Origin of the sequence: Comamonas sp. MYb21, assembly GCF_037479395.1 — a bacterium.
Lineage (GTDB): Bacteria > Pseudomonadota > Gammaproteobacteria > Burkholderiales > Burkholderiaceae_C > Comamonas.
In genome coordinates this window covers 340,765-365,443 of the sequence record NZ_JBBGZC010000002.1, presented here as the reverse complement: position 1 = coordinate 365,443, position 24,679 = coordinate 340,765, and the positions used below count along the sequence as shown (strand labels likewise).

Sequence of the window (24,679 nt, the reverse complement as noted above, 5' to 3'; positions counted from 1 at the left end):
TAGAAAACTTTTTTAGTTAAACGGTCCGATACGCTTGATGTTACCGAAATTCATCCAGACAAAGAAGGCCCGGCCGACAATATTGGCATCCGGCACAAAGCCCCAGTAACGGGAATCCAACGAGTTGTCGCGGTTGTCGCCCATCATGAAGTAATGGCCTTCGGGCACCTTGCAGGTCACGCCCTCGACGCTGTAGCGGCAGTTGTCCTTGTACTTGAAGTCCGTCACGCCCTGCACGAAGTTGGGCACGTCCGGGTTGATGATGGAGCGGTGTGGCTTGTCGCCCAGCTGCTCTTCAATCTGCTTGAAGTAGCGCATCGCATCCTGCTCGAAGTAATCGGGCTGGTTGGTCGTCGGCACCGCCTTGCCATTGATGGTCAGGCGCTTGTTGATGTAGGCCACCTCATCTCCGGGCACACCCACCACACGCTTGATGTAGTCCATGCTCGGCTGCGGCGGGTAGCGGAACACCATCACATCGCCGCGCTTGGGCGCCGTGCCTTCGGTGATCTTCTTGTTGATCACCGGCAGGCGCACCCCATAGGTGAACTTGTTGACCAGGATCAGGTCGCCCACCTGCAAGGTGGGAATCATCGAGCCCGAAGGAATCTTGAAGGGCTCGAACAGGAAGGAGCGCAGGATGAAGACCACGGCGATCACCGGGAAGAGGCCCGCGGTCCAGTCCAGCCACCAGGGCTGCATCAGGAGACGCGTCTTGCCCTCTTGCACATCGTCGCCGTCGACCTTGGTGATGCCCTGGGCATCGAGCTGCCGGCGGCGCTCTGCCGCCGAGGCCTCGAGCTGGGCAGCGGCCGCCTGGCGCCGGGGGAAGAAGTAAAAGCGCTCTGCCAGCCAGTAGGCGCCGGTGATCACCGTGGCCAAAAACAGCAGCAGTGCAAAATTGCCTTCGATGGCGCCGCTGTACCAGGCGCCCATATAGGCCACAAAAGCGGCCAGAATCAGTGTTGTCAGGAGTTGCATAGCGTTGTTCTTGGCTTCTTCTCTTCTTAATCGTCCACTTGCAAAATCGCCAGGAACGCCTCTTGGGGCACTTCCACCGAGCCGATCTGCTTCATGCGCTTCTTGCCGGCCTTCTGCTTTTCGAGCAGCTTGCGCTTACGCGTGATGTCGCCACCATAGCACTTGGCCAGCACGTTCTTGCGCATGGCCTTGACCGTTTCGCGGGCGATGATGTTGGCACCAATCGCCGCCTGGATCGCCACATCGAACATCTGGCGGCTGATGATTTCGCGCATCTTGGCCACCACCGCACGGCCACGGTAGACCGACTGCGAGCGGTGCACGATGATGGACAGCGCGTCCACCTTCTCGCCGTTGAGCAGAATGTCGACCTTGACCACGTCGGAGGCCCGGTATTCCTTGAACTCGTAGTCCATCGAGGCGTAGCCACGCGAGACCGATTTGAGCTTGTCAAAGAAGTCCAGCACGATCTCGCCCAGCGGCATCTCATAGGTCAGCATCACCTGGCGGCCGTGGTAGGCCATGTCCATCTGCACACCGCGCTTCTGGTTGGCCAGGGTCATCACCGGGCCGACATAGTCCTGGGGCATATAGAGGTGCACGGTCACGATCGGTTCGCGCACCTCTTCGAGACGGCCGGCATCGGGCATCTTCGAGGGATTTTCCACATCGACGAGTTCGCCATCGGCCTTGAGCACCTGGTAGACCACGCTGGGCGCGGTGGTGATCAGGTCCTGGTCGAACTCGCGCTCCAGGCGCTCCTGCACGATTTCCATGTGCAGCAGGCCCAGGAAGCCGCAGCGAAAGCCAAAGCCCAGCGCCTGCGAGACTTCGGGCTCGTAGTGCAGCGCCGCGTCATTGAGCTGGAGTTTTTCCAGCGCATCGCGCAGCTGGTCGTATTCGGAGGCTTCGGTCGGGTACAGGCCGGCAAACACCTGGGATTTGACCTCCTTGAAGCCCGGCAGCGGCGCGCTGGCCGGGCCGAGGTTGTTGGGCAGCTTCTTTTCCAGGGTGATGGTGTCGCCCACCTTGGCGGCCTTCAACTCCTTGATGCCGGCAATGATGTAGCCCACCTCGCCGGCCCTGAGCACATCGCGCGACTCGTTGGCGGGCGTGAACACGCCCAGGCTGTTGGCTTCGTAGGCCGCGCCGGTAGCCATCATCTTGAAGCGCTCGTTCTTCTTGAGCTGGCCATCAACCACGCGCACCAGCATCACGACGCCCACATAGGGGTCAAACCAGCTGTCCACGATCATCGCGCGCAGGGGCGCCTCGGGCTCGCCCTTGGGTGGCGGCACCTTGGCCACCACGGCTTCCAGAATTTCTTCAATGCCCATGCCGGTCTTGGCCGAGCAGGGAATCGCATCGCTCGCATCAATGCCGATCACATCCTCGATCTCGGCCTTGGCATTGTCCGGGTCGGCATTGGGCAGATCCATCTTGTTGAGCACGGCGAACACTTCCACGCCCAGGTCCAGCGCGGTGTAGCAGTTGGCCACCGTCTGGGCTTCGACGCCTTGGGAGGCATCGACCACCAGCAGCGCGCCTTCGCAGGCCGACAGCGAGCGCGAGACTTCATAGGAGAAGTCCACGTGGCCGGGGGTGTCGATCAGGTTGAGGTTGTAGACCTTGCCGTCCTTGGCCTTGTACTGCAAGGCCGCCGTCTGCGCCTTGATCGTGATGCCACGCTCTTTCTCGATGTCCATCGAGTCCAGCACCTGTGCCTCCATGTCGCGCTCGGCCAGGCCTCCGCAATACTGGATCAGGCGGTCCGCCAAGGTCGACTTGCCATGGTCAATATGGGCAATGATGGAAAAATTACGAATGTGCTGCATTAACAAACAACGGAAAAAGGCCTGGAATCTGGCGCGCACGCCAAAGGGGCTGGAGATTCCAGCCAAAACACGCATTGTAGGCAAAAAGCAATGCACCCCGGCGGGGATGGCTCGATCCCGCCGGGGTGCCGCTCGATAAGGCCTGTCAAGCCTTCATCAGTGCCACTGCATCTCGCCCTTGGCGACCTTGGCGCTCAGCGCCAGGCCTTCGAGGCCGCCCAGGTTGGGGAAGCGCTGCTTCATCGCCGCTTCCAGCGCCGCGCCGTCCTTGGCCTTGGCTGTTTCCTCGTCAAAGGCGCGGATGTAGTCGGCGGTAAAGTCCACAGCCGCCGTGCCAGCGGGCATCGCGCCTGCAAAGTGGCCGGGGATCACGACCTCCGGGTTCAATGCCTTGATGCGCGCCAGCATCGCCAGCCAGTCGCTGTGCGACTGCGGTGTCTGGGTATCGGCCATCCAGACATGCTCACCAGCCAGCACCGGTATGCCACCGGCCACCGTCTTGATCGACGGAATCCAGACCACGGTACGGTCGGGTGTCGGGCCATCAAGGCCGATCAGCTGCAAGGCCTGGCCATCGACCTGCAGGCTGTCGCCTTGCAGCGGCTGGGGCACCACCAGCTGCTTGGGTGCGTTCTCGCCCAGCTGCGGCCCCCAGACCTTGAGCTTGGCGTCCTTGGTGGCCTCGATATGGGCAATGGTCTGCGGTGTGGCCACCATCTTGGCTTCGGGGAACGCGGCCTGCAGGGTGTCCAGACCAAAGTAGAAGTCCGGGTCACCATGGCTGATATAGATAGTCGTCAGGCGCTTGCCGGTGGCCTTGATCTTGTCGGCCAGCTTGCGCGCCTGCTCGGCTGAGAACTGCGCATCGATCAGCAGCACCTCGCTCTTGCCCTGCACCAGCACCGAGGACACGGCAAAGATCGCCTGCTCGCCCGGGTTGAAGACCTCGGTGCGCAGGGCAGCTTGCTGGGTGTCGGCCGGCGCGGGGGCTGCCGGCGCACTGGCAGCTGGCGCAGCAGGCGCCGATGCCGTGCTGCTGCGCTCACAGCCGGCCAACAGGGCAGCAGCCAGTGCGCAGGCCGACAGCGTGTAGTAGCGTTGTTTCATGGTCATGTTTGCTTTCAAAAGAGGTTCAAGGAAAGGGGGCACAGGCGAGGTTGCACCCCAGGGATTCAGACATCGGCAGCGATGCGCTCTGCAATAGCTTGCGCAATCGCCGCCTGCAGCTTTTCCAGCTCCAGGGCCAGACTCTCGCGCTGGCGAAAGCGTTTGCCGGCCCGCTCGTACCAGTTCTCGGCGTCTTCCAGATCGCCTTCCTGCAAGTGCACGATGGCGTGCAACCAAGCGGCCATGAGGCCGGGGATGCGCTGCACGCCATCGTGGGCGGCATGCCAGTGGCCCGCTTGCAGCTGGGCCGCCAGCACTTGCAGCTGGCGCAGTTCGTAGGCGCTGTGCATGGCCGTCATGGCTGCATCGCTTGCAGCATGGCGGCGCTGTCCACCACCTGCTCCATGCGGATGATCTGGCCATCGCGCAGCTGGTAGAGGTGCGAAAAGCTCGCCTCCATCGCTTTGCCACTGGCGCGGTGGGTGCCGCTGTAGCGGCCAAAGGCGGCCACCCGGTCACCATCGGCCAGGTAGGTATGCACCTGAACGCCGAACACCGCCCAGTCGCTGCCAATCCTTGCAAAGACACCCTCCACGATCTGCGCGGCGCCCACATACTGGCCCGCATAGGGCGAGCCTGCTGCCTCGATCCACAGCACCTCGGGCGCCAGCGCGGCCATCAAATGGCGGGCGTTGTCCTCGGGGCTGCCTTCATAGGTGGCGGCAATGGCGTCCAGGTTGCTGGTGGTCATACAGAGTCTCCGTACAGATTCAGGCGGCCAGCCACTGCGCCACAAAGGCTTCGGGCTTGGAAAAAGCGGTGCTTGCGTTGAGCAGCTGGCGCTGGCCATCGCGCTCCAGCACAAAGCTGGGCACGCCTTGGGCGCCCAGCTCGCGCATCAGCTGCCGCGCCTGGGCCATGCGGGCATTGTTGGCCTCCAGCAAAGCGGCATCGGGCTGCGCCAACCGGGCAGCAGCGTCGTTCAGGCCCAGGCCGCGCAGCAACTCCAGCAACACCGGGATGGCCGTGTTGTCCAGCCCATCGACATAGCGCGCATGCTGTATCGCCTTGAGCGCTTCGGCCTCGCGCTGTGGCGCGGTCAGGTGCACGGCGGTCAGCGCCACGGTGGCCGGGCCGCTGTCAAACATCTGCTGGGGCTTGTCCAGCACCTCGCTGCGGTAGCGCTGGCTAAAGGGCTGGCCGGTCAGGCGCTCGATACGCTGGTCATTGCTCCAGGCATAGGCCGCAAAAGCCTCATCCATGGGGCGGGCCCCCTCGCCCGAGAAAAGGCCGCTGGGCAGCAGCTGCAGCTGCTCGCCAGCTTGCTGCACCAGGCTTTCCAGCAACGGGCTCGCGCCATAGCACCAGCCGCACAGGGGGTCAAAAATGTAGTACAGACGTTTCATATCTATTCCATATCAAAGGCAATGCCGCCATAGTAGGCGGTTTGAATTGACAAATAAATAGATATCAAATAGATAATCCGTATGCAAAAAGCAAACAATGTCGACGAGGCCAGCCTTGGCCACTTCTCCAACCTCAAGCGCCTGGCCTATTTCAGTGCGGTGGTCGAGACCGGCAGCTTTACCGCCGCCGCCGAGCGCCTGGGCATCACCAAGGCCGTGGTCAGCCAGCAGGTGGCGCGGCTGGAGGCCGACTTCCGCACCAGTCTGCTGACGCGCAGCACGCGCAAGGTGGCCCCCACCGATGCGGGCCAGGCCTTCTACCAGCGCTGCGCACTGATCCTCAAGGAAGCGGCAGACGCGTTTGACGAGCTAGCCCAGAGCGCCGAGGCACCCTCGGGCACCTTGCGGCTGACCGCTCCGCTCGACTACGGCATCGCCGCCATCGTGCCGGCAATTACCGCGTTCTGCCGCCGCTACCCGCAGTGCAAGGTCGACGCCTCGCTCAGCGACCAGTCGCTGGATTTGATGGACGGCCAGGTGGAGCTGGCCATCCGCGTGGGCTGGCTCACTGAGCTGCATCTGCAGGCGCGCCAGATTGGCAGCTTTCGCCAGCTGCTGGTGGCCGCACCCGCCTGGCGCAGCCAGCTGTCCGGCATGCTGGAGCCCCAGCAGTTGAGCGCCCTGCCCTTTGTCGCCAACACCGCGCTGCGCGAACCGCTGCACTGGAGCTTTTCGCGCAATCCGCTGGAGCGCCAGAATGTCAATATGCCCTCGGTGCTGTCGCTCAACGCCACGATGGCCGTGCGCGAGGCCGTGCGCCACGGCGCAGGTCTGTCGGTGCTGCCCGACTATGCCGTCGCCGACGACCTGCACAGCGGCCGGCTGCTGCAGGTGCTGCCCGACTGGAAGCTGCCCTCGGGTGGCATCCATGCGGTGTTTCCGGCCGCGCGCTTTCGCCCGGTCAAGGTGCGCGCCTTTGTCGAGCTGCTGCAGGAGCAGCTCGCGCAGCAAGAGGCCCATGACGAAGGCCCCCATACTCCGAAAAATGGGCCGTCCGCTGCACCCCATTGAGGAGATGGGTACGATCGAGCGATCACGCCTGCGGCACCGGGCCGCAGTGCAACCCCGCTTGACAGGAGACCCCAACATGGCAGCAGCAGTAGAACGTGGCGACATCGGACAGTACCGTGGTGTGCGCCTGGAACTGGTCACCGTGGACGCCACCGGCGCGCAGGTCGATCTCTCCTGCGCCTGCATGTTTACGCATGAAGTGGACCACCAGCCCTTGGCCGGTGGCCTGGCCAACCTCGATGCCGCCCTGGGCGGCCAGCTGGCCCAGGCCCGGCGTGATGGCGCCTTCCGCGCCCAGCCACTCGAGACGCTGCTCATCACCCCGCCTGCGGGCGCCGCGCAAGCCGCTGCCATCTTGGTCATCGGCATGGGCCACCCCGAGGACTGGAGCCCGGCGACCAGCGCGGCCGCCGTGGCCTGCGCACTGCGCGTTGGCCAGCTGCGCGGCGCGCGCAGCGTCGCGATCGCGCCCAGCATTCTGGACACCGGCATCCACTCCGATGAAGACGTCAACGGCCCCATGCTGCATGGCTTCAAGACCCAGCTCGATGCCCTGCACCAGCTGCACCGCCTGGGGCTGGCGCCCGCGCCTGCGATCGGGCACTGGGTGTTTGACACCGGTGCAGCCCACTACCCGCACAAGCTGCAGCAGTACCAGCAAGCGTTTGCATCCATGATGGGCTGAGGGTCTGCCGGCCGCAGCCTTGACCGCTGCGGCATGCGGCCTACAATGGGCCGCTTCTTTACCTGTGCGAGGTCTTCTACCCATGCGCCATTGATGCTGCCGTCTTGCTGACGGCCCCACGTCCCGCCCCTTGATCGCAGCGGCTTCCCCGTCTAAGGGGTGCCCAGGCTGCAGGCTCACCAGCCATGGCGCGGGGATGTTCGGCATCAATGACATCGCACAGGTATGACAGACACACATTTGGCGCTGCATGGCGTCTCCTATTCGCTGCCGCAAGGCCGGCCACTTTTCTCCGATCTCCACGCCCGCTTTGACCGCCAGCACACCGCGCTGGTCGGCCGCAATGGCGTGGGCAAAACGGTGCTCGCACGGCTGCTGGCAGGCGAGCTCGAGCCGACGCGCGGCCGTATCAGCCGCGCTGGCCGCATCCACTACCTGGCGCAGAACCTGCTGGTGCAGCACCCTGCCCAAAGCATTGCCGCGCTGGCCGGCCTGGCGCCTGCGCTGGCGGCCTTGCAGCGCATCGAGCAAGGCAGCAGCGACCCGCAGGACTTTGCCCTGCTGGCCGAGCGCTGGGATCTGCGCCAGCAGTTCCAGACGCTGCTGCAAGACAGCGGCTTGCCCGCGCTGCCTGCAGAGACCCCGGCCAGCGCATTGAGCGGCGGCCAGGCGATGCGCGTGGCGCTCTTGGGCGCGCAACGGGCCCAGCCCGATTTTCTGATTCTGGACGAGCCCAGCAACCACCTCGATGCCGCTGGCCGCGCCGCACTGGCGCAGCGCCTGCAGCACTGGCCCGGCGGCCTGCTGCTGATCAGCCATGACCGGCGCCTGCTTGCGCAGATGGAGACGATCGCCGAGCTGAGCAGCCAGGGGCTGCAGCTGTACAGCGGCTCCTTTGGCGGCTACCAGCAGGCCCAGCAGCAGCGCACGCAACTGGCGGCGGATGCACTGGCCCGCAGCAAGCAGGAGCGCAAACGCAGCGAGCAAGCGCTGCGCGCACAGCAAGAGCGGCAGGAGCGCAGGCAGGCCAGAGGCGCAAAAGAGGGCAAGCAAGCCAACCAGGCCAAGATCTTGCTGGGCGGCGCCAAGCAGCGCGCAGAGGCCACGTCGGGCAAACTGCTGACCCAGCATGCCGCTGCCCGTGAGGCTTTGCATGCCCGCGTCAGCGAAGCGGCCCAGGCCATAGCCTGGCAGGCCGGCCCCCTCCACTGGCAGCTGCCGGCCGAGGCCTTTGGCCGGGGCCGCAACAGCGATGCCATCGTTGCCGAGCTGCAGGCGCTGCAGTCACCACGCCTGCCTGGCGCGCAGCCACTGAACCTGCAGCTGCGCGCGGGCCAGCGCCTGGCCATCACAGGGCCCAATGGCAGCGGCAAAAGCAGCCTGCTGCAGATCCTGGCCGGCCAACTGGCGCCCAGCGCTGGACAGCGGCAAGTGCATGTGCCCTGGGCCATGCTGGACCAGCAGCAAAGCGGGCTCGACCCGGCGCGCAGCCTGCTGGCCCAGCTGCAGCAAAGCAACTGCCAGACACCGGAAGGCGTGCTGCGCATGCGCCTGGCGCAGCTGGGGCTCGATGCGCGCTGCATTCTGCAGCCCAGCGGCCAGCTGAGTGGTGGCGAACGGCTCAAGGCCGCCATGGCCTGCGCGCTGTACCGCGATGCGCCCGCGCAGCTCTTGCTGCTGGACGAGCCCGACAACCACCTGGACCTGGCCGCGCTGCAAGCGCTGGAGGACATGCTGCGCAGCTACCCGGGCTGCCTGGTTGTTGTCTCGCACGATGAGGCGCTGCTTGATGCGCTGGCCTTGACGCACCGGCTGGCGCTCGATGGCGGCCGCTGGCAGATGGCGCCATGGAGAAGCGATGCGCCCATTTAGCCACCACCTGGTGGCACCCGGAAGTTCTCGCTGATGTGGCGCTCGGCGCGCTGGCACAGGTCCAGCCAGCCATGCCAGCGCTGGGCCAGCCAGCCGAGCGGCAGCTTGGCCACCGGTGGTGACGGATGGGGCAAGGAGTCAGGGAGTGGTCGAGGGTTTTGCATGGACACCGATGCTCGGCGCCGGCCAGACTTCTGTAAAGTTGAATTTCCTATGCATTCACTTCAGAAAAACTGATGCGAAACCTGAACCTCGACCAGGTGCAAACCTTGGTCGCCATTGCCGATCTGGGCACCTTTGCCGCGGCGGCGCAAGCGCTGCACCTGTCGCCACCGGCGATCAGCCTGCATATCAAGGAGCTGGAGGCGCGCATGGACACGGCCCTGCTGCTGCGCGGCCGGCGCCAGGCGGTGCTCACGGCAGCGGGCGAAGTGCTGGTGGCCCACGGCCGCCAACTGCTCGATGCCAGCGATGAGCTGATCGACCTGGTGCAGCGCCGCGCCAGTGGCCGCGAAGGTCTGGTCAAGGTGGGGGTGTCGGCAGGGGTCAGCACACGCCTCTTGCCGATGATGCTCGAGCAACTCAGCCAGCGCAGCCCGGGCGTCGAGGTCAAGCTCGAAGCGGTGGGCTCGGCCGATGCGATGCAGCGCCTGCGCGCGGGCTCGCTGGATGTGGCGATTGTGGCCAGCCCCCAGCCCAGCAGCGCCGAGATTGTGCTCACGCCCTGGCGCAATGACCCGATGGTGGTGCTGCTGCCCGCCGCCTGGAAGGCGCCCAAGCGGGTGACGCCGGACTGGTTGGCGGACAAGCGCTGGGCCTCGTTCGCGCCGGCCACGCAAATGCATGGGCTGATTGCCGGCTGGTTCGGTCAGGCAGGCCACCATCCCCGGCCATTTCTCACGCTCAGCTACCCCGGCGCCCTCAAAAGCCTGGCAGCGGCCAGCCAAAGTGCCGTCATCCTGCCGCTCGAAGAGGTGGAAGACCAGCTGCACCTGCCTGGCGTGCAGGTGCGCCAGCTCTGGCCCCGGCTGATGCGCCCCATGGCCGTGGCCCACCGCCGCGATGGCAGCCACAACCCGGCAGCCGCTGCAGTGCTGGAGGTGCTGGCCGCCTTTGCGCTGCCCCGTTGATGTCCTGTGGTTGACAGGGGCCAGCACCCCACGCCTGCCATCATGGCTGCATACCAACAAGGAGACATGCATGGCAGACAAGATCGGTTTTATCGGCCTGGGCCGCATGGGCAAGCCCATGGCCGCCAACCTCGTCAAAAAAGGGTTCAGCCTGGTCGTCCATGACCTGAACCCGACGGCAGTCAAGGACCTGGTGGCCATGGGTGCGCAAAGCGCCGATGTGCCCGCGCTTGCCCGCGACTGCAGCATCATCGTCACCATGCTGCCCTCGTCAGTCGAGGTGGAGCAGACGGCGCTGGGCGAGGGCGGCATCTTTGCCCATGCCCAGCCCGGCAGCATTCTGATGGACATGAGCACCATCGACCCGCTGGCCACCGACCGGCTGGCCCAGCAGGCCGCTGCCAAGGGCCTGACGATGGTGGATGCGCCCGTGGGCCGCCTGGCCGAGCATGCCGACCGGGGCGAGTCGCTCTTCATGGTGGGCGCGAGCGATGCCGATCTGGCCCGCGTGCAGCCCTTGCTCGACGCCATGGGCACCACCACGCACCACTGCGGCCCGGTGGGCACGGGCGGGCGCACCAAGCTGGTCAACAACTACCTGGCTGTCACCCTGACCCAGGTGAATGCCGAGGCGCTGGCGCTGTCGCAGCGCTTTGGCCTCGATATCACCAAGACCTTGCAGGTGCTGCTGGGCACCTCGGCCACCAATGGCCAGCTGCGCATGAACTTTGCCAACAAGGTGCTGCAGGGTGACACCACGCCGGGATTCACGATCGACCTGGCCCACAAGGACATGTCGCTGGTCGTCGCTGCCGCCCATGCCAGCAAGGTGCCCATGCCGGTGGCTGCGGCCGTGCACGAGTCCTACAGCCTGGCCCGCGCCAGCCAGCATGGCGGTCTGGATTTTTCAGGCATGGCCGATGTGCTCTGCGGCCTGGCGGGCATTGACAAGCCGCGCGTGCCCAAGGGATGGACACCGGGCTAAGGCGCTGATCCAGGAGGCGGTAATGTCAGCCTCCGTCCTATAAGCACAGCCGCGCAAACGGGGTACAAAGGCTGCTGCTTCACCATCCGCAGCCCTTTGCCCATGTCCGCTCCCATCCCCGCCCATATCGCGTCGCTTTGGCGCAATAACGACAAGATTGCCGCCATCAAGCGCCTGCGCGAAGAAACCGGCATGGGCCTGGCAGAAGCCAAGCATGCGCTGGAATCACAGCTGGATGGCGGCGACGGCCATGAGCCGCCCCGCGAGGGTGCCGCGCTGCGCGCGGCCATCGAAGCAGCCTTGGCCCGGGGCGACAAGATCGTCGCCATCAAGCTGCTCCGGGATGCGACCGGCATCGGCTTGAAGGACGCCAAGGACCGGATTGAATCGGGTGACCCGCAGCAATGGCTGGTAGAGAACCGCCAGCCCAACACCCCCAGCCACCCAGCGTCCGCGCCTGCGGGTACCGCCGCCTGGATGGCCCCCGGCCATGAACCGGGCCGGGTGCAAAGCTCGGGCGCCTGGACGGCCGTATTCGTGGTGGCGCTGGTCCTGGTGCTGGCGGGCTGGTATTTCTGGCGCGCCTGATCGGCCCAGCACGCCAGCTTCTGAATCAGCGCAGAAAGTCCGCTGCGCTGTGCCGCTCGGGCATCGGCGAACTACCGCGTACCTTGTTGACCCGCTGGCCGCGTTGCACCGCAGGGCGCTGCGCGATCTCATCGGTCCAGCGGCGCACATGCTGGTAGGACGCGACATCCAGGAACTCGGCCGCGTTGTAGACCTCGTTGTTCAGCAGCGCGCTATACCAGGGCCAGGCGGCCATGTCGGCAATGCTGTAATCCTGCCCAGCAATAAAGCGCTGCTCGGCGAGCTGGCGGTTGAGCACATCGAGCTGGCGCTTGACCTCCATCGCATAGCGGTTGATCGGGTAGGCCATCTTCTCTGGCGCATAGGCATAAAAATGGCCAAAGCCGCCGCCCAGAAAGGCCGCACTGCCCACCTGCCAGAACAGCCAGTTCAGCACCTCGGTGCGGGCTGCGCCCTCCTTGGGCAGGAACTGGCCAAACTTCTCGGCCAGGTGCAGCAAGATGGAGCCCGACTCGAACACGCGCACAGGCGTGCTGCCACTGCGGTCGAGCAGCGCGGGAATCTTGGAGTTGGGGTTGACCTCGACAAAGCCGCTGCCAAATTGGTCGCCTTCGCCGATATTGATCAGCCAGGCGTCGTACTCGGCCTCGGCAATGCCCAGCTCCAGCAGCTCTTCGAGCATGATCGTCACCTTGACGCCATTGGGCGTGCCCAGCGAATACAGCTGCAAGGGGTGCTCGCCCACCGGCAGCAGCTTGTCATGCGTGGCGCCCGCTTCGGGGCGGTTGATATGGGCAAAAGCGCCCCCATTGCCTTTGTCCCAGGTCCAGACCTTGGGCGGTTGGTAGGCTTGATCCGACATGCTTTACCTCAGCTTTCTGTGTAGGGCTGGGGCCCACCGCTGCGGCCCGGCGGGGTGCGGGCGCAAGTGCGGCAAGGCCACCTGCTGCCGATCATAGAGAGGAGCCCGGCGCGCTGCAGCAGCGCCGGAAAAGACCACAACGCAGGTTGCCACCCCTTGACGCCATCTTGATGCCAGCCCGCGCAGTCTAGATATGCGCTCAATGCCGGGCTTTCTACAGTGGAGGCCTCATCACCCAAGGCTTGACCTGCAAGCCAGCCTCCATGAAACCTGTCGCCATCCTCCAGCATGAAACCTCGCAGGGCCCAGGCGTGCTGCTTGCACATTTGCAGCAGCAGGGCATCCCCTGTGCATTGATCAGGCCCTGCAACGAGGGCATCGCAGCCATGCGCGCGCGTGACTACCGAGGCATCGTCGTGCTCGGCAGCAACCATTGCGCCAATGAGCAGCTGCGCTGGATCGAGCAGGAGCGCTGCCTGCTGCAAAGCGCCCTGGCGGCGGACGTGCCCGTGCTCGGCCATTGCTTTGGCGCGCAGATGCTGGCCCGTGCGATGGGCGCGCGCGTCTGGCGCAACCCCTGCGCCAACATCGGCTGGAGCCGCGTCTGGGTCACGCCCCAAGCCCAAGAGCAGATGGACTTGCCCGCCGAGGCCACCCTCTTCAACTGGCACTACGACAGTTTTGAGATTCCACCAGGCGCCACCCGCAGCATGTACGGCCGCCACTGCCTGAACAAGGGCTTTGTGCATGGGCGGCACTGGGCCTTCCAAGGCCATCTGGAAGTCACCGCCCAGAGCGTGCGCGACTGGTGCGATGAAGGCGCGCCCGAGCTGCGCAGCGCAGCTGGCCCCGCCGTGCAAAGCCAGGCACAGATCCTGGCGCAATTGCCCCAGCACATCCGCCAGTTGCACCAGATTGCCGCGCGCAGCTACAGCGCCTGGATGGCACAGTTGCCGCGCCCGCGCCTGTTTTATATGCCGGTGTGGGGAGAGGCACGCCTGGCGCTGGCCTAAGCCGATGCCAACAAAAAAGCCGGTGCATCGCTGCACCGGCTTTGGACAAGGGAGAGCCTAAAAAACTTAGACCTTCAGCACGGCCACGCCGCCCAGGTAGGGCTGCAGCGCTTCGGGCACGGTCACCGAGCCATCGGCGTTCTGGTAGTTCTCCAGCACGGCCACCAGGGTGCGGCCCACGGCCAGGCCCGAGCCGTTCAAGGTGTGGACCAGCTCGTTCTTGCCTTGCGCGTTCTTGAAGCGGGCCTGCATGCGGCGGGCCTGGAAGGCTTCGCAGTTGCTCACCGAGCTGATTTCGCGGTAGGTGTTCTGCGCGGGCAGCCAGACTTCCAGGTCATAGGTCTTGGCAGCGCCAAAGCCCATGTCACCGGTGGACAGCGCCAGCACGCGGTACGGCAGGCCCAGGCGCTGCAGCACGTCTTCGGCGTGGCGCGTCATCTCTTCGAGCGCCTCGTAGCTCTTGTCCGGATGCACCACCTGCACCATCTCGACCTTGTCGAACTGGTGCTGGCGGATCAGACCGCGCGTATCGCGGCCGGCCGAGCCCGCTTCCGAGCGGAAGCAGGGGCTGTGCGCCGTCAGCTTGATCGGCAGCTGGTCTTCGCTCAGCACTTCGTCGCGCACCAGGTTGGTCAGCGGCACTTCCGAGGTCGGGATCAGGTAGAGCGCGGCGGTATCGGGCACCGGCTCGGCATCCTGGCCGCCCTTGTTGGCGGCAAACAGGTCCTGCTCGAACTTGGGCAGCTGGCCTGTGCCCTTGAGCGAGTCGCTGTTGACGATGTAGGGCACATAGCACTCGGTGTAGCCGTGCTGCTCGGTCTGCAGGTCAATCATGAACTGCGCCAGCGCGCGGTGCAGGCGGGCGATCGGGCCCTTCATCACCGTAAAGCGCGAGCCCGTCAGCTTGACGCCGGCTTCAAAGTCCAGGCCCAGCGGCATGCCCACATCGACATGGTCCTTGATCTCGAAATCAAAGCTGCGGGGCGTGCCCCAGCGGCGCACTTCGACATTGGCCGACTCGTCCTCGCCCACCGGCACGCTTTCGTGCGGCAGGTTGGGCACGGCCACCAGCATGGCCTGCAGCTCGGCCTGCAGTTCATCGAGGCGCGTGGCCGACTGCTCCAGCTCGGTCTTCATCGCGGCCACATCGGCCTTGGCCGCTTCGGCCGCGTCCTTTTCGCCCTTGCCCATCAGCATGCCAATTTGCTTGGACAGCTGGTTGCGCTTGGCCTGCAGCTCTTCGGTGCGGGTCTGGATGGTCTTGCGCTCTGCCTCCAGCGCCTTGAAGGCCTCGACATTCAAAAACGCCTGGGGGCTCTTGCGGGTCTGCAAACGGGCGATGACCGAGTCCAGGTCTTTGCGAAGCAACAAAATATCAAGCATGAATTACCTCTTGGGGTGGGGCAGCGCCTAGGCCTGCCCAATGAAAGGGGGTGGAGGTGGGCGCTGCCCACCGCGATCAAGGGGGAGTGGACGAGCCGCCAGGCCACAAGGCCTCGTTCAGCGACCCGTCTCCGGAGATCGTGCAGAAATCTCCAGCCCGCCGACATCGATTTTCAGGCCCTTGGGCAGCGGGAATTTCACCGTTTCCTCGATGCCATCCATCTTGCGCACCGAGGTCGCGCCCAGCACCTTGATGCGCTCGATCACCTGCTTGACCAGCACCTCGGGGGCCGAAGCGCCTGCCGTCAGACCCACGCGGGCGATGCCGTCAAACCATTCGGGCTGGAGCTCGTCAGCGTTGTCCACCATATAGCCCGGCGTGCCCAGCTTGACGGCCAGCTCGCGCAGGCGGTTGCTGTTGGAGCTGGTGGGGCTGCCCACAACGATCACCAGGTCCACCTGGCTGCTCATCACCTTGACGGCATCCTGGCGGTTCTGCGTCGCGTAGCAAATGTCCTGCTGTTTGGGCTCGCGGATCTGCGGAAAGCGCAGCTTGACGGCAGCGGTGATCTCGGCGGCATCGTCCACGCTCAACGTGGTCTGGGTCACCACCGCCAGTTTTTCGGTCTGACTGGGGGTCACATGGGCCACATCGCCCACCTCTTCGACCAGGTGGATGCCTTCGGACAGCTGGCCCATCGTGCCCTCGACCTCGGGGTGTCCCTTGTGGCCGATCATGATGAACTCATAGCCCTCTTTGGCCAGCTTGGCCACTTCCACATGGACCTTGGTCACCAGCGGGCAGGTGGCATCGAAAATGCTAAAGCCTCGGCGCTCGGCCTCCAGCTGCACGGCCTTGCTCACGCCATGGGCCGAGAAGATCAAGGTGGCGCCTGGCGGCACGTCATCGAGCTCTTCAATGAAGATTGCGCCCTTGGCCTTGAGGTCGTTGACCACATAGGTGTTGTGCACGATCTCGTGGCGCACATAGATGGGCGCACCAAACTTCTCGATCGCCCGCTCGACGATCTCGATCGCCCGGTCCACACCGGCGCAAAAGCCACGCGGCTCGGCCAATACGATTTCCTGGGGCCGCAGCATGCTCAGAGCACCCCGATCAGCTGGACTTCAAAGGTCACCGGCTGGCTGGCCAGCGGGTGGTTGAAGTCGAATTGCACGGCGCCGTCGTCGCGTACCTGCATCGCCACACCGGCGTAGGTGCTGGCGCCATCAGGGGTGGGGAACTGCACCACATCGCCCAGCGTGTACTGCTCCATCGGATCGCCCAGCTCGTTGAGCAGGCGGCGCGCCACCCACTGCACCATCTCGGGGTTGCGCTCGCCAAAGGCTTCGCCAGCGGGCACGTGGAAGGTGGCATGCGCGCCCTCGGGCAGACCCAGCAGCAGGTTCTCGACCGCAGGCGAGAGCTCACCCATGCCCAGCGACAGGGTCGCGGGCTTGCCTTCAAAGGTGTTGATCACATCGCCCGCCGGGCCAGCCAGGCGGTAGTGCAAGGTCAGAAACGATCCGGGTTGTACCACTGGCGCATCAACAGGCAGCGGCGTCACGGGGGCCATCGGAGTAGTCATGCAAATCCCTATAAACTGGGGTGTATTGTAGGTTGTAGGGTGAAACCCCTGCATGCAACCTATATCAAAAGATGCCCGGCAGAACCCGACCCCACGGGGATTTTTGCCCGGACACAAGGCCACCGGCCGACAGCGAACCTCCAGGAGTGCCGATGAACACCCATCTTTGCTGCCTTGCCCCTGCCTGCGCATGGCATGCACCGCCCCTGCCCCGCCCGACTGGCGCCCACCCTGTGACCGGCCAGCCGGACTGAAAGGACTGCATGCCCCTCAAAGACCTCCCCAGCGACTGCCAGCCGCGCGAGAAACTGCTCGCCAAGGGCGCGGGCGCCCTGACCGATGCCGAGCTGCTGGCCATTGTGCTGCGCACCGGCATGGCCGGCAAAAGCGTGCTGCAATGGGCCGCCGAGCTGCTGGCCCCGCGCCAGCCCGATGCCCTTGGCAATGTTGGCAGCTTTGGCGGCATCAACGGCCTGCTGCAGGCCAGCAGCGCCGAGCTCGCGCAGGTCAAGGGCCTGGGCCCGGCCAAGCGCGCCGAGCTGATCGCGGTGTTGGAGCTGGCCCGCCGCGCGATGGCCCAGCAATTGCAGCAGCGCAGCCTGCTTGGCAGTGCCTCCACCGTCAAAGCCTATGTGCAGCTGCACCTGGCGCACAAGCAGCATGAGGTGTTTGCCGTGCTGTTTCTCGACAGCCAGCACCAGCTGATCGCACTGGAGGAATTGTTTCGCGGCACCCTGGGCCAGGCCAGCGTCTATCCGCGCGAAGTGGTCGTGCGGGCGCTGCACCACCACGCTGCAGCGGTGATCTTGGCGCACAATCACCCCAGCGGCCAGGTCACGCCCAGCCAGGCGGACCAGCAACTCACGCAGAGCTTGCAGGCCGCCTTGTCCCTGGTCGATGTGCGTGTGCTGGACCATATTATTGTTGGGCCCGGAGCAGCACTGTCGATGGCCGAGGAAGGTGAGATGTGAGTAAGCAGGACAAAACCGGCCGCGTGGCATCCCTGCGGGAGCTCAAGCAGCTGCGCAAGGCGCTGACGGCCTTGCAGGCCGAGCAGGCAGCCCAGCGCCAGCTGCAAGAAGCCGCCCGCCAGCAAGCGCTGCGCCAGAGCGAGCGCGACCGCCAGCTGTTTCGCCAGACCGTGGGCGCCGTGCGCCCGCTGCCCAGCAGCGGCCAGATCAGCGCCGAAACGTCTCCGCCCGATCCGCTGCCGCTGCAGCACTGGGCCGACGAGCAGCGCGTGCTGCTCGAAGCGATGAGTGACGAGTTCGACGCCAGCACCTTGCTCGACACCGACGACCAGCTGAGCTTTCGGCGCAAGGGCATTGGCCGCGATGTGGTCCACAAGCTGCGCGCCGGGCACTGGACCATCCAGCGCCAGATCGACCTGCATGGCCTGCGCACCGACGAGGCGCGCCAGGCGCTGGGCAGCTTTATCCGCCAATCACAGCGCCAGGGGCTGCGCTGCGTGCGCGTGGTGCATGGCAAGGGCCTGGGCTCACCCGGGCGCATGCCGGTGCTCAAAGGCCGGGTGCACAGCTGGCTGGTGCAGAAAAACGAGGTGCTGGCTTTTGTGCAGGCGCGCCCGGCCGATGGCGGCGCCGGCGCCCTGGTGGTGCTGCTGCGTGCCGCATCGATGACGGCCAGCGCCGTCAATGTGGCCGATGCGCTGCTGCAGATGCAGGCACTGGCCCAGCAGGCAGCAGCCGTGCCCGCACCCGACCCGGTGGCCCAGCAGGTCGCATCCTGGGCGGCGCAGTACCGCAGCGCCAAGCCCAAGCGTTGACAGCTAGCTTTTAAGAAGCCCCGGGCTTGCCCTGCGGCAAGGGGGCGCTGAAAGGATTTACCCAGCGCTGGTCCGGGTCCTGCAGCGGCAGCGCCTCGCGCGCTTCGTCGTCGCCATAGATGCGGGCGATGCGCTCTTCCAGGCTGGGGTGGCTGGCCAGCCAGCGCGCGCCGCCCAGGTGCCAGAAGTCATGCATCTCTTCGATGCTGTGCACCTCCAGCAGCAGCATGTGCTCCATCAGCGGTGAATAGGCCCCGGCTGCGCCGCCACGGGGCTGCAGGGCATCGGCCTGCAAGGGGTAGTCCTGCTGCCACAGCGCCTTGCGCAGCACGCGGCCCAGGCCATCGGGGTTGCGGGTCCACTGCACGGCGCGGGCATCGGCTAGGTATTCGCGCTGGCGCGATACGGCTGCCTTGAGCACCTGCGCCGCCAACCAGCCCAGCCAGCCCACGGCCATCAGCGGCCAGCCAAACAGCGACACACCGCGCTCGACCCAGTCGCGCCCGTAGTTGAACAGCATCTCCAGCCCGAACACATAGCCGGCCAGCTCCATGTTGAGCCGCGTATCGCCCTCGTGCAGATGGGACAGCTCATGCGCTACCACGCCCTTGAGTTCGTCGCGGCTGAGGTATTCCAGCGCGCCCATGGACACCACGATCACCGCATCCTCGGCCTCCCAGGCGGCGGCAAAGGCATTGAGCGAGCGGTCACGCGGCAGCACCATGGCCTGGGGCCGCTGGGCGCCGGCGGCAATGCACAGCTCCTCGACAATGCTCTGGTACTGCTGCTCGGCATGCGATACCGATGGGCGCAGCTCGCGCGCGCCCAGCTGCCTGGCCAGGTACAGGCCGCCCTGGCGCAGATTGCTGCGCTTGATCCAGGCGCCGCCCAGCACCATCAGGCTGACGATGCCGATATTGGTGGCCAGAAAACCGGCCGGGTAATGCACGGCGACCTGCTCCAGCCGCAGTTGGCTGAAGGCCACCGCCACCAGCGCGGGCGTCCAGAACACCAGCGCCAGCACCAGGTGCACGCCCAGCGCAATGCCCAGCACCAGCAGCGCAAAAGCGGCCACCAGTCCCCAGGTGCGGCGCCTTGCGCTGGCTTGGAAATCCCAGAAGTTCATGTCTGCGCCGCTGCGGCCTCACAGCGCAGCGCGCCGCCGTGGTCTTGGGCCGCGGCCTTCATCGGCTTAGAACTGCACGCGAACGGCTTCGCGCTCCTGGGCATTTTGCGTCGATTGCAGCATCGGCATCGCATGAAAACCCAGCATCGAGGCCACCACAATCGCCGGGAAGGCGCGCGAAGCGTTGTTGAACGCCAGCACCTGGTCGTTATAGGCCTGGCGCGCATAGCCAATGCGGTTTTCGGTGCTGCCCAGCTCTTCGCTGAGCGAGCGCATCGTGTCGTCGGCCTTGAGGTCCGGGTAGCTTTCGGTCAGCACCATCAGGCGGCCCAGGGCGCCGCCCAGCGCGCTCTCGGCGGCCACCATGGCATCGGCCACCTCTGGTTTGCTGGGGGCTGCGCGCAGCGCACTGGCCGCTGCCTGGGCCTGGCCACGCGCGCGGATCACCGCTTCCAGGGTCTGGGACTCGTGCTCCAGGTATTTCTTGGCCACCGCCACCAGGTTGGGCACCAGGTCGTAGCGGCGCTTGAGCTGCACATCGATTTGCGCCAAGGCATTGCTGGTGCGGTTGCGCAAGGCCATCAAGCGGTTGTAGACCAGCACGCCCCAGACCAGCAAGGCGGCCACCAGCGCCGAAACCACCATCAAATTGGTATTCATAACCCTCATCCACCCTCTTCGTTTTTAGTGGCTTGATTATGGGCCAAAGCGCTGCGGCGCCCCAATAGGGAATGCAAACCAGCGTGGACGTTGCATTTTGCGAACCCGGTGCATGACAGAAGTCAAGAAATCAGGTAATGGGCGGCAAGCCTCCCGCGGCAGACGGGGCGCTGCACAGAATGCCTGCGCAACCCAGCAGCGGCTCGGGCTGGGGTCAGCGGTTGCGCATCCAGTCCGCGGTCTGGAAAAAGCTCTGGCCCAGGCGGCTGCGCAGTTTCTCATCGACGCCGACATCGCCCATCGCCTGGTCCATGCAGGCCAGCCACTGGTCGCGCTCCAGAATGCCGATCGAAAACGGCATATGGCGCATGCGCAGGCGCGGGTGGCCAAAGCGCTGCTGGTAATGGTCGGGGCCGCCCAGCCAGCCGCAGAGAAACCAGAACAGCTTGTCGCGCGCATCCTGCAAGCTGCTGCCATGGGCGTCCCGCAATTCCTTGTAGCCGGGCTCCAGGTCCATCAGGTCATAGAAGCGGTCCACCAGCGCCCGCACCTGGTCCTCGCCGCCGATCCATTCAAAAGGGGTGTCAAACGGGGGCTTTTCTTCGATGTGCATAGAGGGCTCTCAGGGTACGCAGGGGCAGAGGATCGGGCAGCGGGCGCTGCGCCTGCACAGCGCCCACAGTCCTGTCACCCGCGATATTACCGCTCTATGGCGCAGCATTCACACCGCTTCGCGCAAAGTCACGACGACCGGGCGGCGCAGCACCTCGCGCAGGCCCCACCAGCCTGCCACCAGCGCCAGCAAGGCGCCACAGGCGCCGCCAGCGAGCGGCACCCACCAGCGCGGCACCCAGGCAAAGTCGAACACAAACCGGGCCAATGCCCAACCAATGGCCATGGCCACCACGCTGGCCAGCACGCCGGCGAGCAGGCCCACACCGGCCAGCTCGGCGCGCTGCACCTGCTGGAGCAGCTGGCTGCGCGCGCCCACGGCCCGCATGATCGCGTACTCACGGGCGCGCTCTTCGCGCGTCGCGGTGATCGCGGCAAACAGCACCACCAGGCCGGCGGCCAAGGTAAAGCCAAACAGGAACTCCACCGCGCGGATTACCTGGTTGAGCACCTGCTGGAGCTGCGCCACGGTGGCGCGCAGGTCCACATTGGTGATGTTGGGAAACTCGCGCACCAGACCATTGTCAAAGCCCGCCGTATCGGGCGCGCGGTAGGCCGCCAGGTAGGTGACGGCCACATCGTCCATTTGCGCGACCGGGTACATGACAAAGAAATTCGCGCGCATCGAGCCCCAGTCCACCTTGCGCAGGCTGGTGATCGTGCTCTCGTGCTGCACGCCGCCCATGTCAAACAGCAGGCGGTCGCCCATCTTCAGGCCCAGGGTTTCAGCAATGCCCTCTTCGACGCTGACGCCACCGGCCTCGCCCGGCGTCCACCGGCCCTGCACGATCTGGTTGTGCTCCTGCAGCACATCGCTGTGGGAGATATTGAACTCACGGTCGACCAGGCGCTTGGCGCGGTCTTCGCTGTAGTCGCCCGGGCCCACATCCTTGCCATTGATCTGGATGAGGCGGCCGCGAATCATCGGGTACCAGTCCCATTTGTCGATGCCGGCCTGGCGCAGGCGCTGCTGGAAGGCATCGGCCTGGTCCGGCATGATGTTGATGACAAAGCGGTTCATCGCATCGGGCGGTGTGGTCTGACGCCAGGTCTGGATCAGGTCGGTGCGCAGCAGCACCAGCAGCACCAGCGCCATCAGGCCGACGGCCAGGCTGCTGACCTGCACCACGGCAAACCAGGGCCGGGCGGCGACCTGGCGCGTGGCCAGCAGCAGCCAGCGCGGCGCCGTGCGCTCATTCACCATGCGGCGCAGCAAGCTGATGGCCGCGGCGCTCAGCAGGCCAAACACCACAATCGCCATCGCAAAACCGCCCACCGCAATGCCGCCCAGCTTGGCATCACCGCTGACCAGCAACAGCATCGCCGCAAAGCCCAGCACCCCCAGCAGCAGCACCGAGGCCGAGGCCGGGCGCAGAGCCCCCAGGTCACGGCGCAGCACGCGCAGCGGCGGCACCTGGGCCAGTTGCAGCACGGGCGGCAGGCCAAAGGCCAGCAGCAAGGTCATGCCCATGCCCACCCCCATCACCAGCGGCCAGCCACTGGCAGCGGGCAAGGTGACGGCCAGCAGGCCCGCCATCAGCCAGACAAACAGGTAGTGCATCGCATAGCCCAGCGCCACGCCCAGCAGGCTGGCGGCCAGGCCGACGATGACAAACTCGACCACATAGGCGCCGGCAATGGCGCGCTGGGCCAGGCCCAGCACGCGCAGCAATGCCGCGCCATTGAGGTGGGCGCTGGCAAAGGTGCGGGCGGCCAAGGCCACGGCCACGGCCGACAGCAGCGCGGCCAGCAAGGCCACCAGGTTCAGGAACTTCTGCGCGCGCTCCAAGGTTTGCTCCATCTCGGGCCGGCCGCTTTGCAGCGACTCGATGCGCACGCCATGGCTGTGGGGCTGGGCCACTTCGGTCTCGGACCATTGCAGAAACTGCGCTGCTGCTGCGGGCTCACCGGCGACGGCAAAGCGGTAGAGCAAGCGGCTGGCCGGCTGCACCAGGCCGGTGGCGGCCAGGTCGCTCCAGTCCAGCATCACGCGCGGAGAAAAGCCCAGAAAACCGGCGCCCCGGTCCGGCTCGATCGTCAGCACCCGGCCAATCGTGAAGCGCTTGTCGCCCAGCCACAGCACCGAGCCGGTCTTGAGGCCCAGCGCCTCGATCAGGCTCGGGTCCACCCAGACTTCGCCGGGCGCAGGAATATCGCGCGTCGGCGCATCGGGCTGGCCGGCAGCCGGAGCCGTGCGCAGGCTGCCGCGCAGCGGGTAGCCGGCCTGCACGGCCTTGAGGCCCACCAGGCGCGATTCACCGCCATCGGCATCGTCCGAGCGCGCCATCGTCGGGAAGGTGACCGTCGTCACACCCTGCAAACCCAGCGCCTGGGCCTTGTCGGCAAAGGCCGCTGGCGTGCTGTTGTCGCTCACCACCACGACGTCGCCGCCCAGCAGCTGGCTGGCATCGCGCTGCAGCCCCGCTTGCAGGCGGTCCGAGAAAAAGCTCACCGAGGTCAGCGCTGCCACCGCCAGCGCCACCGCAACCAACAAAAGCCGCAGCTCACCGGCACGCCAGTCGCGCAGCAATTGGCGCCAGCCCAACGCAAAAAAGTTGTGTTTCATGCAGCAAACATAACTGATGCGCGTTTACCCCCAGCCCTTGCCGGATTTCCCTGCGAGCCAGAGGCCGCGCGCGCCCAGCAAAAGGCCTGCTGCAAGCAAGGTCATGACAGCGCGAACCCGGCGCCGCCACAGCCTGTTGAGGGGAGAAACACCACGGCACGCCCTCAGGCACAACGTGGCCATCCACGCTTGCCCCCCTGGCCGGCAGATTTTGTAGACGCGCTCTGGTGCCGCCATTGAAAGAGATCATCCCCAAGCGGCCGATTGCGAGTTACGATATGAAACAGTAATCTCTCAACGAGCCATTCCTATGCAAGCCTTGATTTCACAATTGGGCCAGACGTTTGCCAAAGCTCGCAGTCTGGAGGAGCTGACGCGCCCCCTGCTGGAGATGCTGCAAAAAGTCACCAGTCTGGAATCCACCTACCTCACGCGCATTGATCTGGGCCAGCGTGTCCAGCAGGTGCTGTTCGCGCGCAACACCCAAAGCCTGCAGATTCCCGAGAACCTGAGCGTGCCTTGGGAAGACACCTTGTGCAAACGCGCCATCGATGAGAACTGCCTCTACACCGACGATGTCGGCCAGATCTGGGGCGACTCGCAGGCCGCGCAGGCGCTGGGCATCCAGACCTATGCCAGCACACCGGTCCACCTGTCGGACGGTGCGCTCTACGGCACGCTGTGCGGCGCCAGCGCATCACGCAAACCGCTGCAACGCGATACCCAGGATGTCATGCGCCTGTTTGCCCAGTTCCTGGGCCAGCAGGTCGAGCGCGAGCAGCTGCTCATCCAGATCCAGGTGCAAAACGAAGAGCTGCAGCGCCTGGCGCGCACCGATGCGCTGACCGGCCTGCCCAACCGCCGCGCACTGATCGAGCAGCTCGACCAGCTGCAGGCCATTGCCCGGCGCCAGGAGCGCTATGTGTTCGTGGGCATGATCGACATGGATGGCTTCAAGGCCATCAACGACGGCTATGGCCATGAAGCGGGCGACCGTTTCTTGCAGCTGCTGTCCGACCAGATGCGCGAGGCCATGCGCGGCTCGGACCTGATCGCCCGCCAGGGCGGCGATGAGTTCGTTTTTGCCGGCCTGGGCCCCCACCTGCACGAGCCGATTGCGCCGGCGCTGAACGAAACACAGGCGCGCCTGTTTGCCAGCACCCGGGCCGAGTCGCTGTGCCTGGGCCAGGGCGTGAGCCTGAACTACACCGGCGCCAGCGTGGGTCTGGTGGCCGTCACGCCGGGCACCCATGCCGATACTGCATTGCAGCAGGCCGATCTGGCCATGTACCAGACCAAGCAGGCGCGCAAAGCCCGCCACCCGGTTGCGGCCTGACCTGGGCAACCACCAGAGAGCCTGAG

Annotated in this window: 25 protein-coding genes; 10 read left to right on the top strand and 15 right to left on the bottom strand. The window is 65.6% G+C overall.

Annotated features, from left to right (window positions below):
* Window positions 1–12: 12 nt before the first annotated feature.
* From lepB to WH367_RS04570, 6 genes are all read right to left on the bottom strand, one after another.
* Entirely contained in the window at window positions 13–981 is a 969-nt protein-coding gene (lepB, locus tag WH367_RS04595; RefSeq protein WP_021026426.1) for a signal peptidase I, read from the bottom strand.
* A 26-nt stretch (window positions 982–1,007) separates the two neighbouring features.
* Window positions 1,008–2,816 carry a translation elongation factor 4 gene (gene lepA, locus WH367_RS04590; protein ID WP_021026425.1) on the bottom strand — a complete coding sequence of 603 codons (1,809 nt, stop codon included), beginning with the start codon at window positions 2,814–2,816 and terminating at the stop codon, window positions 1,008–1,010.
* Between the two features lie 156 nt (window positions 2,817–2,972).
* Complete coding sequence (locus WH367_RS04585; protein WP_339534486.1) at window positions 2,973–3,929, bottom strand: MBL fold metallo-hydrolase; 957 nt, start codon at window positions 3,927–3,929, stop codon at window positions 2,973–2,975.
* A gap of 59 nt (window positions 3,930–3,988) precedes the next feature.
* Window positions 3,989–4,282, bottom strand: a complete 294-nt coding sequence (locus WH367_RS04580) for a hypothetical protein (RefSeq protein ID WP_339534484.1) — start codon at window positions 4,280–4,282, stop codon at window positions 3,989–3,991.
* Window positions 4,279–4,674 (bottom strand): nuclear transport factor 2 family protein, encoded by a 396-nt coding sequence (locus WH367_RS04575; RefSeq protein ID WP_339534482.1) that lies wholly within the window; start codon window positions 4,672–4,674, stop codon window positions 4,279–4,281. Before WH367_RS04575 ends, WH367_RS04580 begins: the two co-directional genes overlap by 4 nt.
* Before the next feature lie 19 nt (window positions 4,675–4,693).
* On the bottom strand, window positions 4,694–5,329 hold the full coding sequence (locus WH367_RS04570) for a DsbA family protein (protein ID WP_339534481.1): 636 nt from the start codon (window positions 5,327–5,329) through the stop codon (window positions 4,694–4,696).
* 81 nt (window positions 5,330–5,410) lie between these two features.
* On the opposite strand from WH367_RS04570, the gene WH367_RS04565 reads away from it, so the two are divergent.
* The 3 genes from WH367_RS04565 to WH367_RS04555 all read left to right on the top strand — a co-directional run bounded on the left by WH367_RS04565 (window position 5,411) and on the right by WH367_RS04555 (window position 8,957).
* On the top strand, window positions 5,411–6,400 hold the full coding sequence (locus WH367_RS04565) for a LysR family transcriptional regulator (protein ID WP_339534479.1): 990 nt from the start codon (window positions 5,411–5,413) through the stop codon (window positions 6,398–6,400).
* 76 nt (window positions 6,401–6,476) lie between these two features.
* Window positions 6,477–7,085 carry a M17 family peptidase N-terminal domain-containing protein gene (locus WH367_RS04560; RefSeq protein ID WP_339534477.1) on the top strand — a complete coding sequence of 203 codons (609 nt, stop codon included), beginning with the start codon at window positions 6,477–6,479 and terminating at the stop codon, window positions 7,083–7,085.
* 225 nt (window positions 7,086–7,310) lie between these two features.
* The gene (locus tag WH367_RS04555; protein ID WP_339534475.1) at window positions 7,311–8,957 is read left to right on the top strand and encodes an ABC-F family ATP-binding cassette domain-containing protein; all 1,647 of its coding nucleotides are present in this window, start codon (window positions 7,311–7,313) and stop codon (window positions 8,955–8,957) included.
* Here the strand turns inward: WH367_RS04555 and WH367_RS04550 are convergent.
* Window positions 8,954–9,121: a hypothetical protein gene (locus WH367_RS04550; protein WP_339534473.1), complete on the bottom strand. Its 168-nt coding sequence runs from the start codon at window positions 9,119–9,121 to the stop codon at window positions 8,954–8,956. The two genes, WH367_RS04555 and WH367_RS04550, sit on opposite strands and share 4 nt — an antisense overlap.
* A 72-nt stretch (window positions 9,122–9,193) precedes the next feature.
* On the opposite strand from WH367_RS04550, the gene WH367_RS04545 reads away from it, so the two are divergent.
* The 3 genes from WH367_RS04545 (at window position 9,194) to WH367_RS04535 (ending at window position 11,660) form a co-directional block, all read left to right on the top strand.
* Window positions 9,194–10,087, top strand: coding sequence for a LysR family transcriptional regulator (locus WH367_RS04545; RefSeq protein ID WP_339534471.1), 894 nt, complete (start codon window positions 9,194–9,196; stop codon window positions 10,085–10,087).
* A gap of 70 nt (window positions 10,088–10,157) precedes the next feature.
* Window positions 10,158–11,072 carry an NAD(P)-dependent oxidoreductase gene (locus WH367_RS04540; protein ID WP_339534469.1) on the top strand — a complete coding sequence of 305 codons (915 nt, stop codon included), beginning with the start codon at window positions 10,158–10,160 and terminating at the stop codon, window positions 11,070–11,072.
* Window positions 11,073–11,174: 102 nt separating this feature from the next.
* Window positions 11,175–11,660 (top strand): hypothetical protein, encoded by a 486-nt coding sequence (locus WH367_RS04535; RefSeq protein ID WP_339534468.1) that lies wholly within the window; start codon window positions 11,175–11,177, stop codon window positions 11,658–11,660.
* Between the two features lie 25 nt (window positions 11,661–11,685).
* Here the strand turns inward: WH367_RS04535 and yghU are convergent, their stop codons facing one another.
* Window positions 11,686–12,522: a glutathione-dependent disulfide-bond oxidoreductase gene (yghU, locus tag WH367_RS04530; protein ID WP_339534466.1), complete on the bottom strand. Its 837-nt coding sequence runs from the start codon at window positions 12,520–12,522 to the stop codon at window positions 11,686–11,688.
* Between the two features lie 263 nt (window positions 12,523–12,785).
* Here yghU and WH367_RS04525 point away from each other — a divergent pair, with 263 nt between their 5' ends.
* Window positions 12,786–13,535, top strand: a complete 750-nt coding sequence (locus WH367_RS04525) for a type 1 glutamine amidotransferase (protein WP_339534464.1) — start codon at window positions 12,786–12,788, stop codon at window positions 13,533–13,535.
* Window positions 13,536–13,601: 66 nt separating this feature from the next.
* On the opposite strand, the gene serS is transcribed toward WH367_RS04525, so the two are convergent.
* The 3 genes from serS to WH367_RS04510 form a co-directional block, all read right to left on the bottom strand.
* The gene (serS, locus tag WH367_RS04520; RefSeq protein WP_116924743.1) at window positions 13,602–14,918 is read right to left on the bottom strand and encodes a serine--tRNA ligase; all 1,317 of its coding nucleotides are present in this window, start codon (window positions 14,916–14,918) and stop codon (window positions 13,602–13,604) included.
* 117 nt (window positions 14,919–15,035) lie between these two features.
* Complete coding sequence (gene ispH, locus WH367_RS04515; RefSeq protein ID WP_339534462.1) at window positions 15,036–16,019, bottom strand: 4-hydroxy-3-methylbut-2-enyl diphosphate reductase; 984 nt, start codon at window positions 16,017–16,019, stop codon at window positions 15,036–15,038.
* Window positions 16,020–16,021: 2 nt separating this feature from the next.
* On the bottom strand, window positions 16,022–16,507 hold the full coding sequence (locus WH367_RS04510; RefSeq protein ID WP_339534460.1) for an FKBP-type peptidyl-prolyl cis-trans isomerase: 486 nt from the start codon (window positions 16,505–16,507) through the stop codon (window positions 16,022–16,024).
* Between the two features lie 263 nt (window positions 16,508–16,770).
* Here WH367_RS04510 and radC point away from each other — a divergent pair, with 263 nt between their 5' ends.
* Window positions 16,771–17,478: a RadC family protein gene (gene radC / locus WH367_RS04505; protein ID WP_339534458.1), complete on the top strand. Its 708-nt coding sequence runs from the start codon at window positions 16,771–16,773 to the stop codon at window positions 17,476–17,478.
* On the top strand, window positions 17,475–18,293 hold the full coding sequence (locus WH367_RS04500) for a Smr/MutS family protein (RefSeq protein ID WP_339534456.1): 819 nt from the start codon (window positions 17,475–17,477) through the stop codon (window positions 18,291–18,293). The genes radC and WH367_RS04500 overlap by 4 nt, the downstream gene beginning before the upstream one ends.
* A 10-nt stretch (window positions 18,294–18,303) precedes the next feature.
* Here the strand turns inward: WH367_RS04500 and WH367_RS04495 are convergent, their stop codons facing one another.
* The 4 genes from WH367_RS04495 to WH367_RS04480 all read right to left on the bottom strand — a co-directional run bounded on the left by WH367_RS04495 (window position 18,304) and on the right by WH367_RS04480 (window position 23,317).
* Complete coding sequence (locus WH367_RS04495; RefSeq protein ID WP_339534454.1) at window positions 18,304–19,419, bottom strand: M48 family metalloprotease; 1,116 nt, start codon at window positions 19,417–19,419, stop codon at window positions 18,304–18,306.
* Between the two features lie 66 nt (window positions 19,420–19,485).
* Window positions 19,486–20,079, bottom strand: coding sequence for a LemA family protein (locus WH367_RS04490; protein ID WP_021026405.1), 594 nt, complete (start codon window positions 20,077–20,079; stop codon window positions 19,486–19,488).
* 214 nt (window positions 20,080–20,293) lie between these two features.
* Window positions 20,294–20,692 (bottom strand): group II truncated hemoglobin, encoded by a 399-nt coding sequence (locus WH367_RS04485; protein ID WP_312989054.1) that lies wholly within the window; start codon window positions 20,690–20,692, stop codon window positions 20,294–20,296.
* A 108-nt stretch (window positions 20,693–20,800) separates the two neighbouring features.
* Window positions 20,801–23,317, bottom strand: a complete 2,517-nt coding sequence (locus tag WH367_RS04480; protein WP_339534453.1) for an ABC transporter permease — start codon at window positions 23,315–23,317, stop codon at window positions 20,801–20,803.
* Window positions 23,318–23,627: 310 nt separating this feature from the next.
* On the opposite strand from WH367_RS04480, the gene WH367_RS04475 reads away from it, so the two are divergent.
* Window positions 23,628–24,653 (top strand): sensor domain-containing diguanylate cyclase, encoded by a 1,026-nt coding sequence (locus WH367_RS04475; RefSeq protein ID WP_339534452.1) that lies wholly within the window; start codon window positions 23,628–23,630, stop codon window positions 24,651–24,653.
* Window positions 24,654–24,679: the final 26 nt, after the last annotated feature.

Excerpts from the sequence above, each read along its gene's own strand:
- lepB (WP_021026426.1), bottom strand. The coding sequence starts at position 981 with ATGCAACTCCTGACAACACTGATTCTGGCCGCTTTTGTGGCCTATATG.
- lepA (WP_021026425.1), bottom strand. The coding sequence starts at position 2,816 with ATGCAGCACATTCGTAATTTTTCCATCATTGCCCATATTGACCATGGC.
- WH367_RS04585 (WP_339534486.1), bottom strand. The coding sequence starts at position 3,929 with ATGACCATGAAACAACGCTACTACACGCTGTCGGCCTGCGCACTGGCT.
- WH367_RS04580 (WP_339534484.1), bottom strand. The coding sequence starts at position 4,282 with ATGACGGCCATGCACAGCGCCTACGAACTGCGCCAGCTGCAAGTGCTG.
- WH367_RS04575 (WP_339534482.1), bottom strand. The coding sequence starts at position 4,674 with ATGACCACCAGCAACCTGGACGCCATTGCCGCCACCTATGAAGGCAGC.
- WH367_RS04570 (WP_339534481.1), bottom strand. The coding sequence starts at position 5,329 with ATGAAACGTCTGTACTACATTTTTGACCCCCTGTGCGGCTGGTGCTAT.
- WH367_RS04565 (WP_339534479.1), top strand. The coding sequence starts at position 5,411 with ATGCAAAAAGCAAACAATGTCGACGAGGCCAGCCTTGGCCACTTCTCC.
- WH367_RS04560 (WP_339534477.1), top strand. The coding sequence starts at position 6,477 with ATGGCAGCAGCAGTAGAACGTGGCGACATCGGACAGTACCGTGGTGTG.
- WH367_RS04555 (WP_339534475.1), top strand. The coding sequence starts at position 7,311 with ATGACAGACACACATTTGGCGCTGCATGGCGTCTCCTATTCGCTGCCG.
- WH367_RS04550 (WP_339534473.1), bottom strand. The coding sequence starts at position 9,121 with ATGCAAAACCCTCGACCACTCCCTGACTCCTTGCCCCATCCGTCACCA.
- WH367_RS04545 (WP_339534471.1), top strand. The coding sequence starts at position 9,194 with ATGCGAAACCTGAACCTCGACCAGGTGCAAACCTTGGTCGCCATTGCC.
- WH367_RS04540 (WP_339534469.1), top strand. The coding sequence starts at position 10,158 with ATGGCAGACAAGATCGGTTTTATCGGCCTGGGCCGCATGGGCAAGCCC.
- WH367_RS04535 (WP_339534468.1), top strand. The coding sequence starts at position 11,175 with ATGTCCGCTCCCATCCCCGCCCATATCGCGTCGCTTTGGCGCAATAAC.
- yghU (WP_339534466.1), bottom strand. The coding sequence starts at position 12,522 with ATGTCGGATCAAGCCTACCAACCGCCCAAGGTCTGGACCTGGGACAAA.
- WH367_RS04525 (WP_339534464.1), top strand. The coding sequence starts at position 12,786 with ATGAAACCTGTCGCCATCCTCCAGCATGAAACCTCGCAGGGCCCAGGC.
- serS (WP_116924743.1), bottom strand. The coding sequence starts at position 14,918 with ATGCTTGATATTTTGTTGCTTCGCAAAGACCTGGACTCGGTCATCGCC.
- ispH (WP_339534462.1), bottom strand. The coding sequence starts at position 16,019 with ATGCTGCGGCCCCAGGAAATCGTATTGGCCGAGCCGCGTGGCTTTTGC.
- WH367_RS04510 (WP_339534460.1), bottom strand. The coding sequence starts at position 16,507 with ATGACTACTCCGATGGCCCCCGTGACGCCGCTGCCTGTTGATGCGCCA.
- radC (WP_339534458.1), top strand. The coding sequence starts at position 16,771 with ATGCCCCTCAAAGACCTCCCCAGCGACTGCCAGCCGCGCGAGAAACTG.
- WH367_RS04495 (WP_339534454.1), bottom strand. The coding sequence starts at position 19,419 with ATGAACTTCTGGGATTTCCAAGCCAGCGCAAGGCGCCGCACCTGGGGA.
- WH367_RS04490 (WP_021026405.1), bottom strand. The coding sequence starts at position 20,079 with ATGAATACCAATTTGATGGTGGTTTCGGCGCTGGTGGCCGCCTTGCTG.
- WH367_RS04485 (WP_312989054.1), bottom strand. The coding sequence starts at position 20,692 with ATGCACATCGAAGAAAAGCCCCCGTTTGACACCCCTTTTGAATGGATC.
- WH367_RS04480 (WP_339534453.1), bottom strand. The coding sequence starts at position 23,317 with ATGAAACACAACTTTTTTGCGTTGGGCTGGCGCCAATTGCTGCGCGAC.
- WH367_RS04475 (WP_339534452.1), top strand. The coding sequence starts at position 23,628 with ATGCAAGCCTTGATTTCACAATTGGGCCAGACGTTTGCCAAAGCTCGC.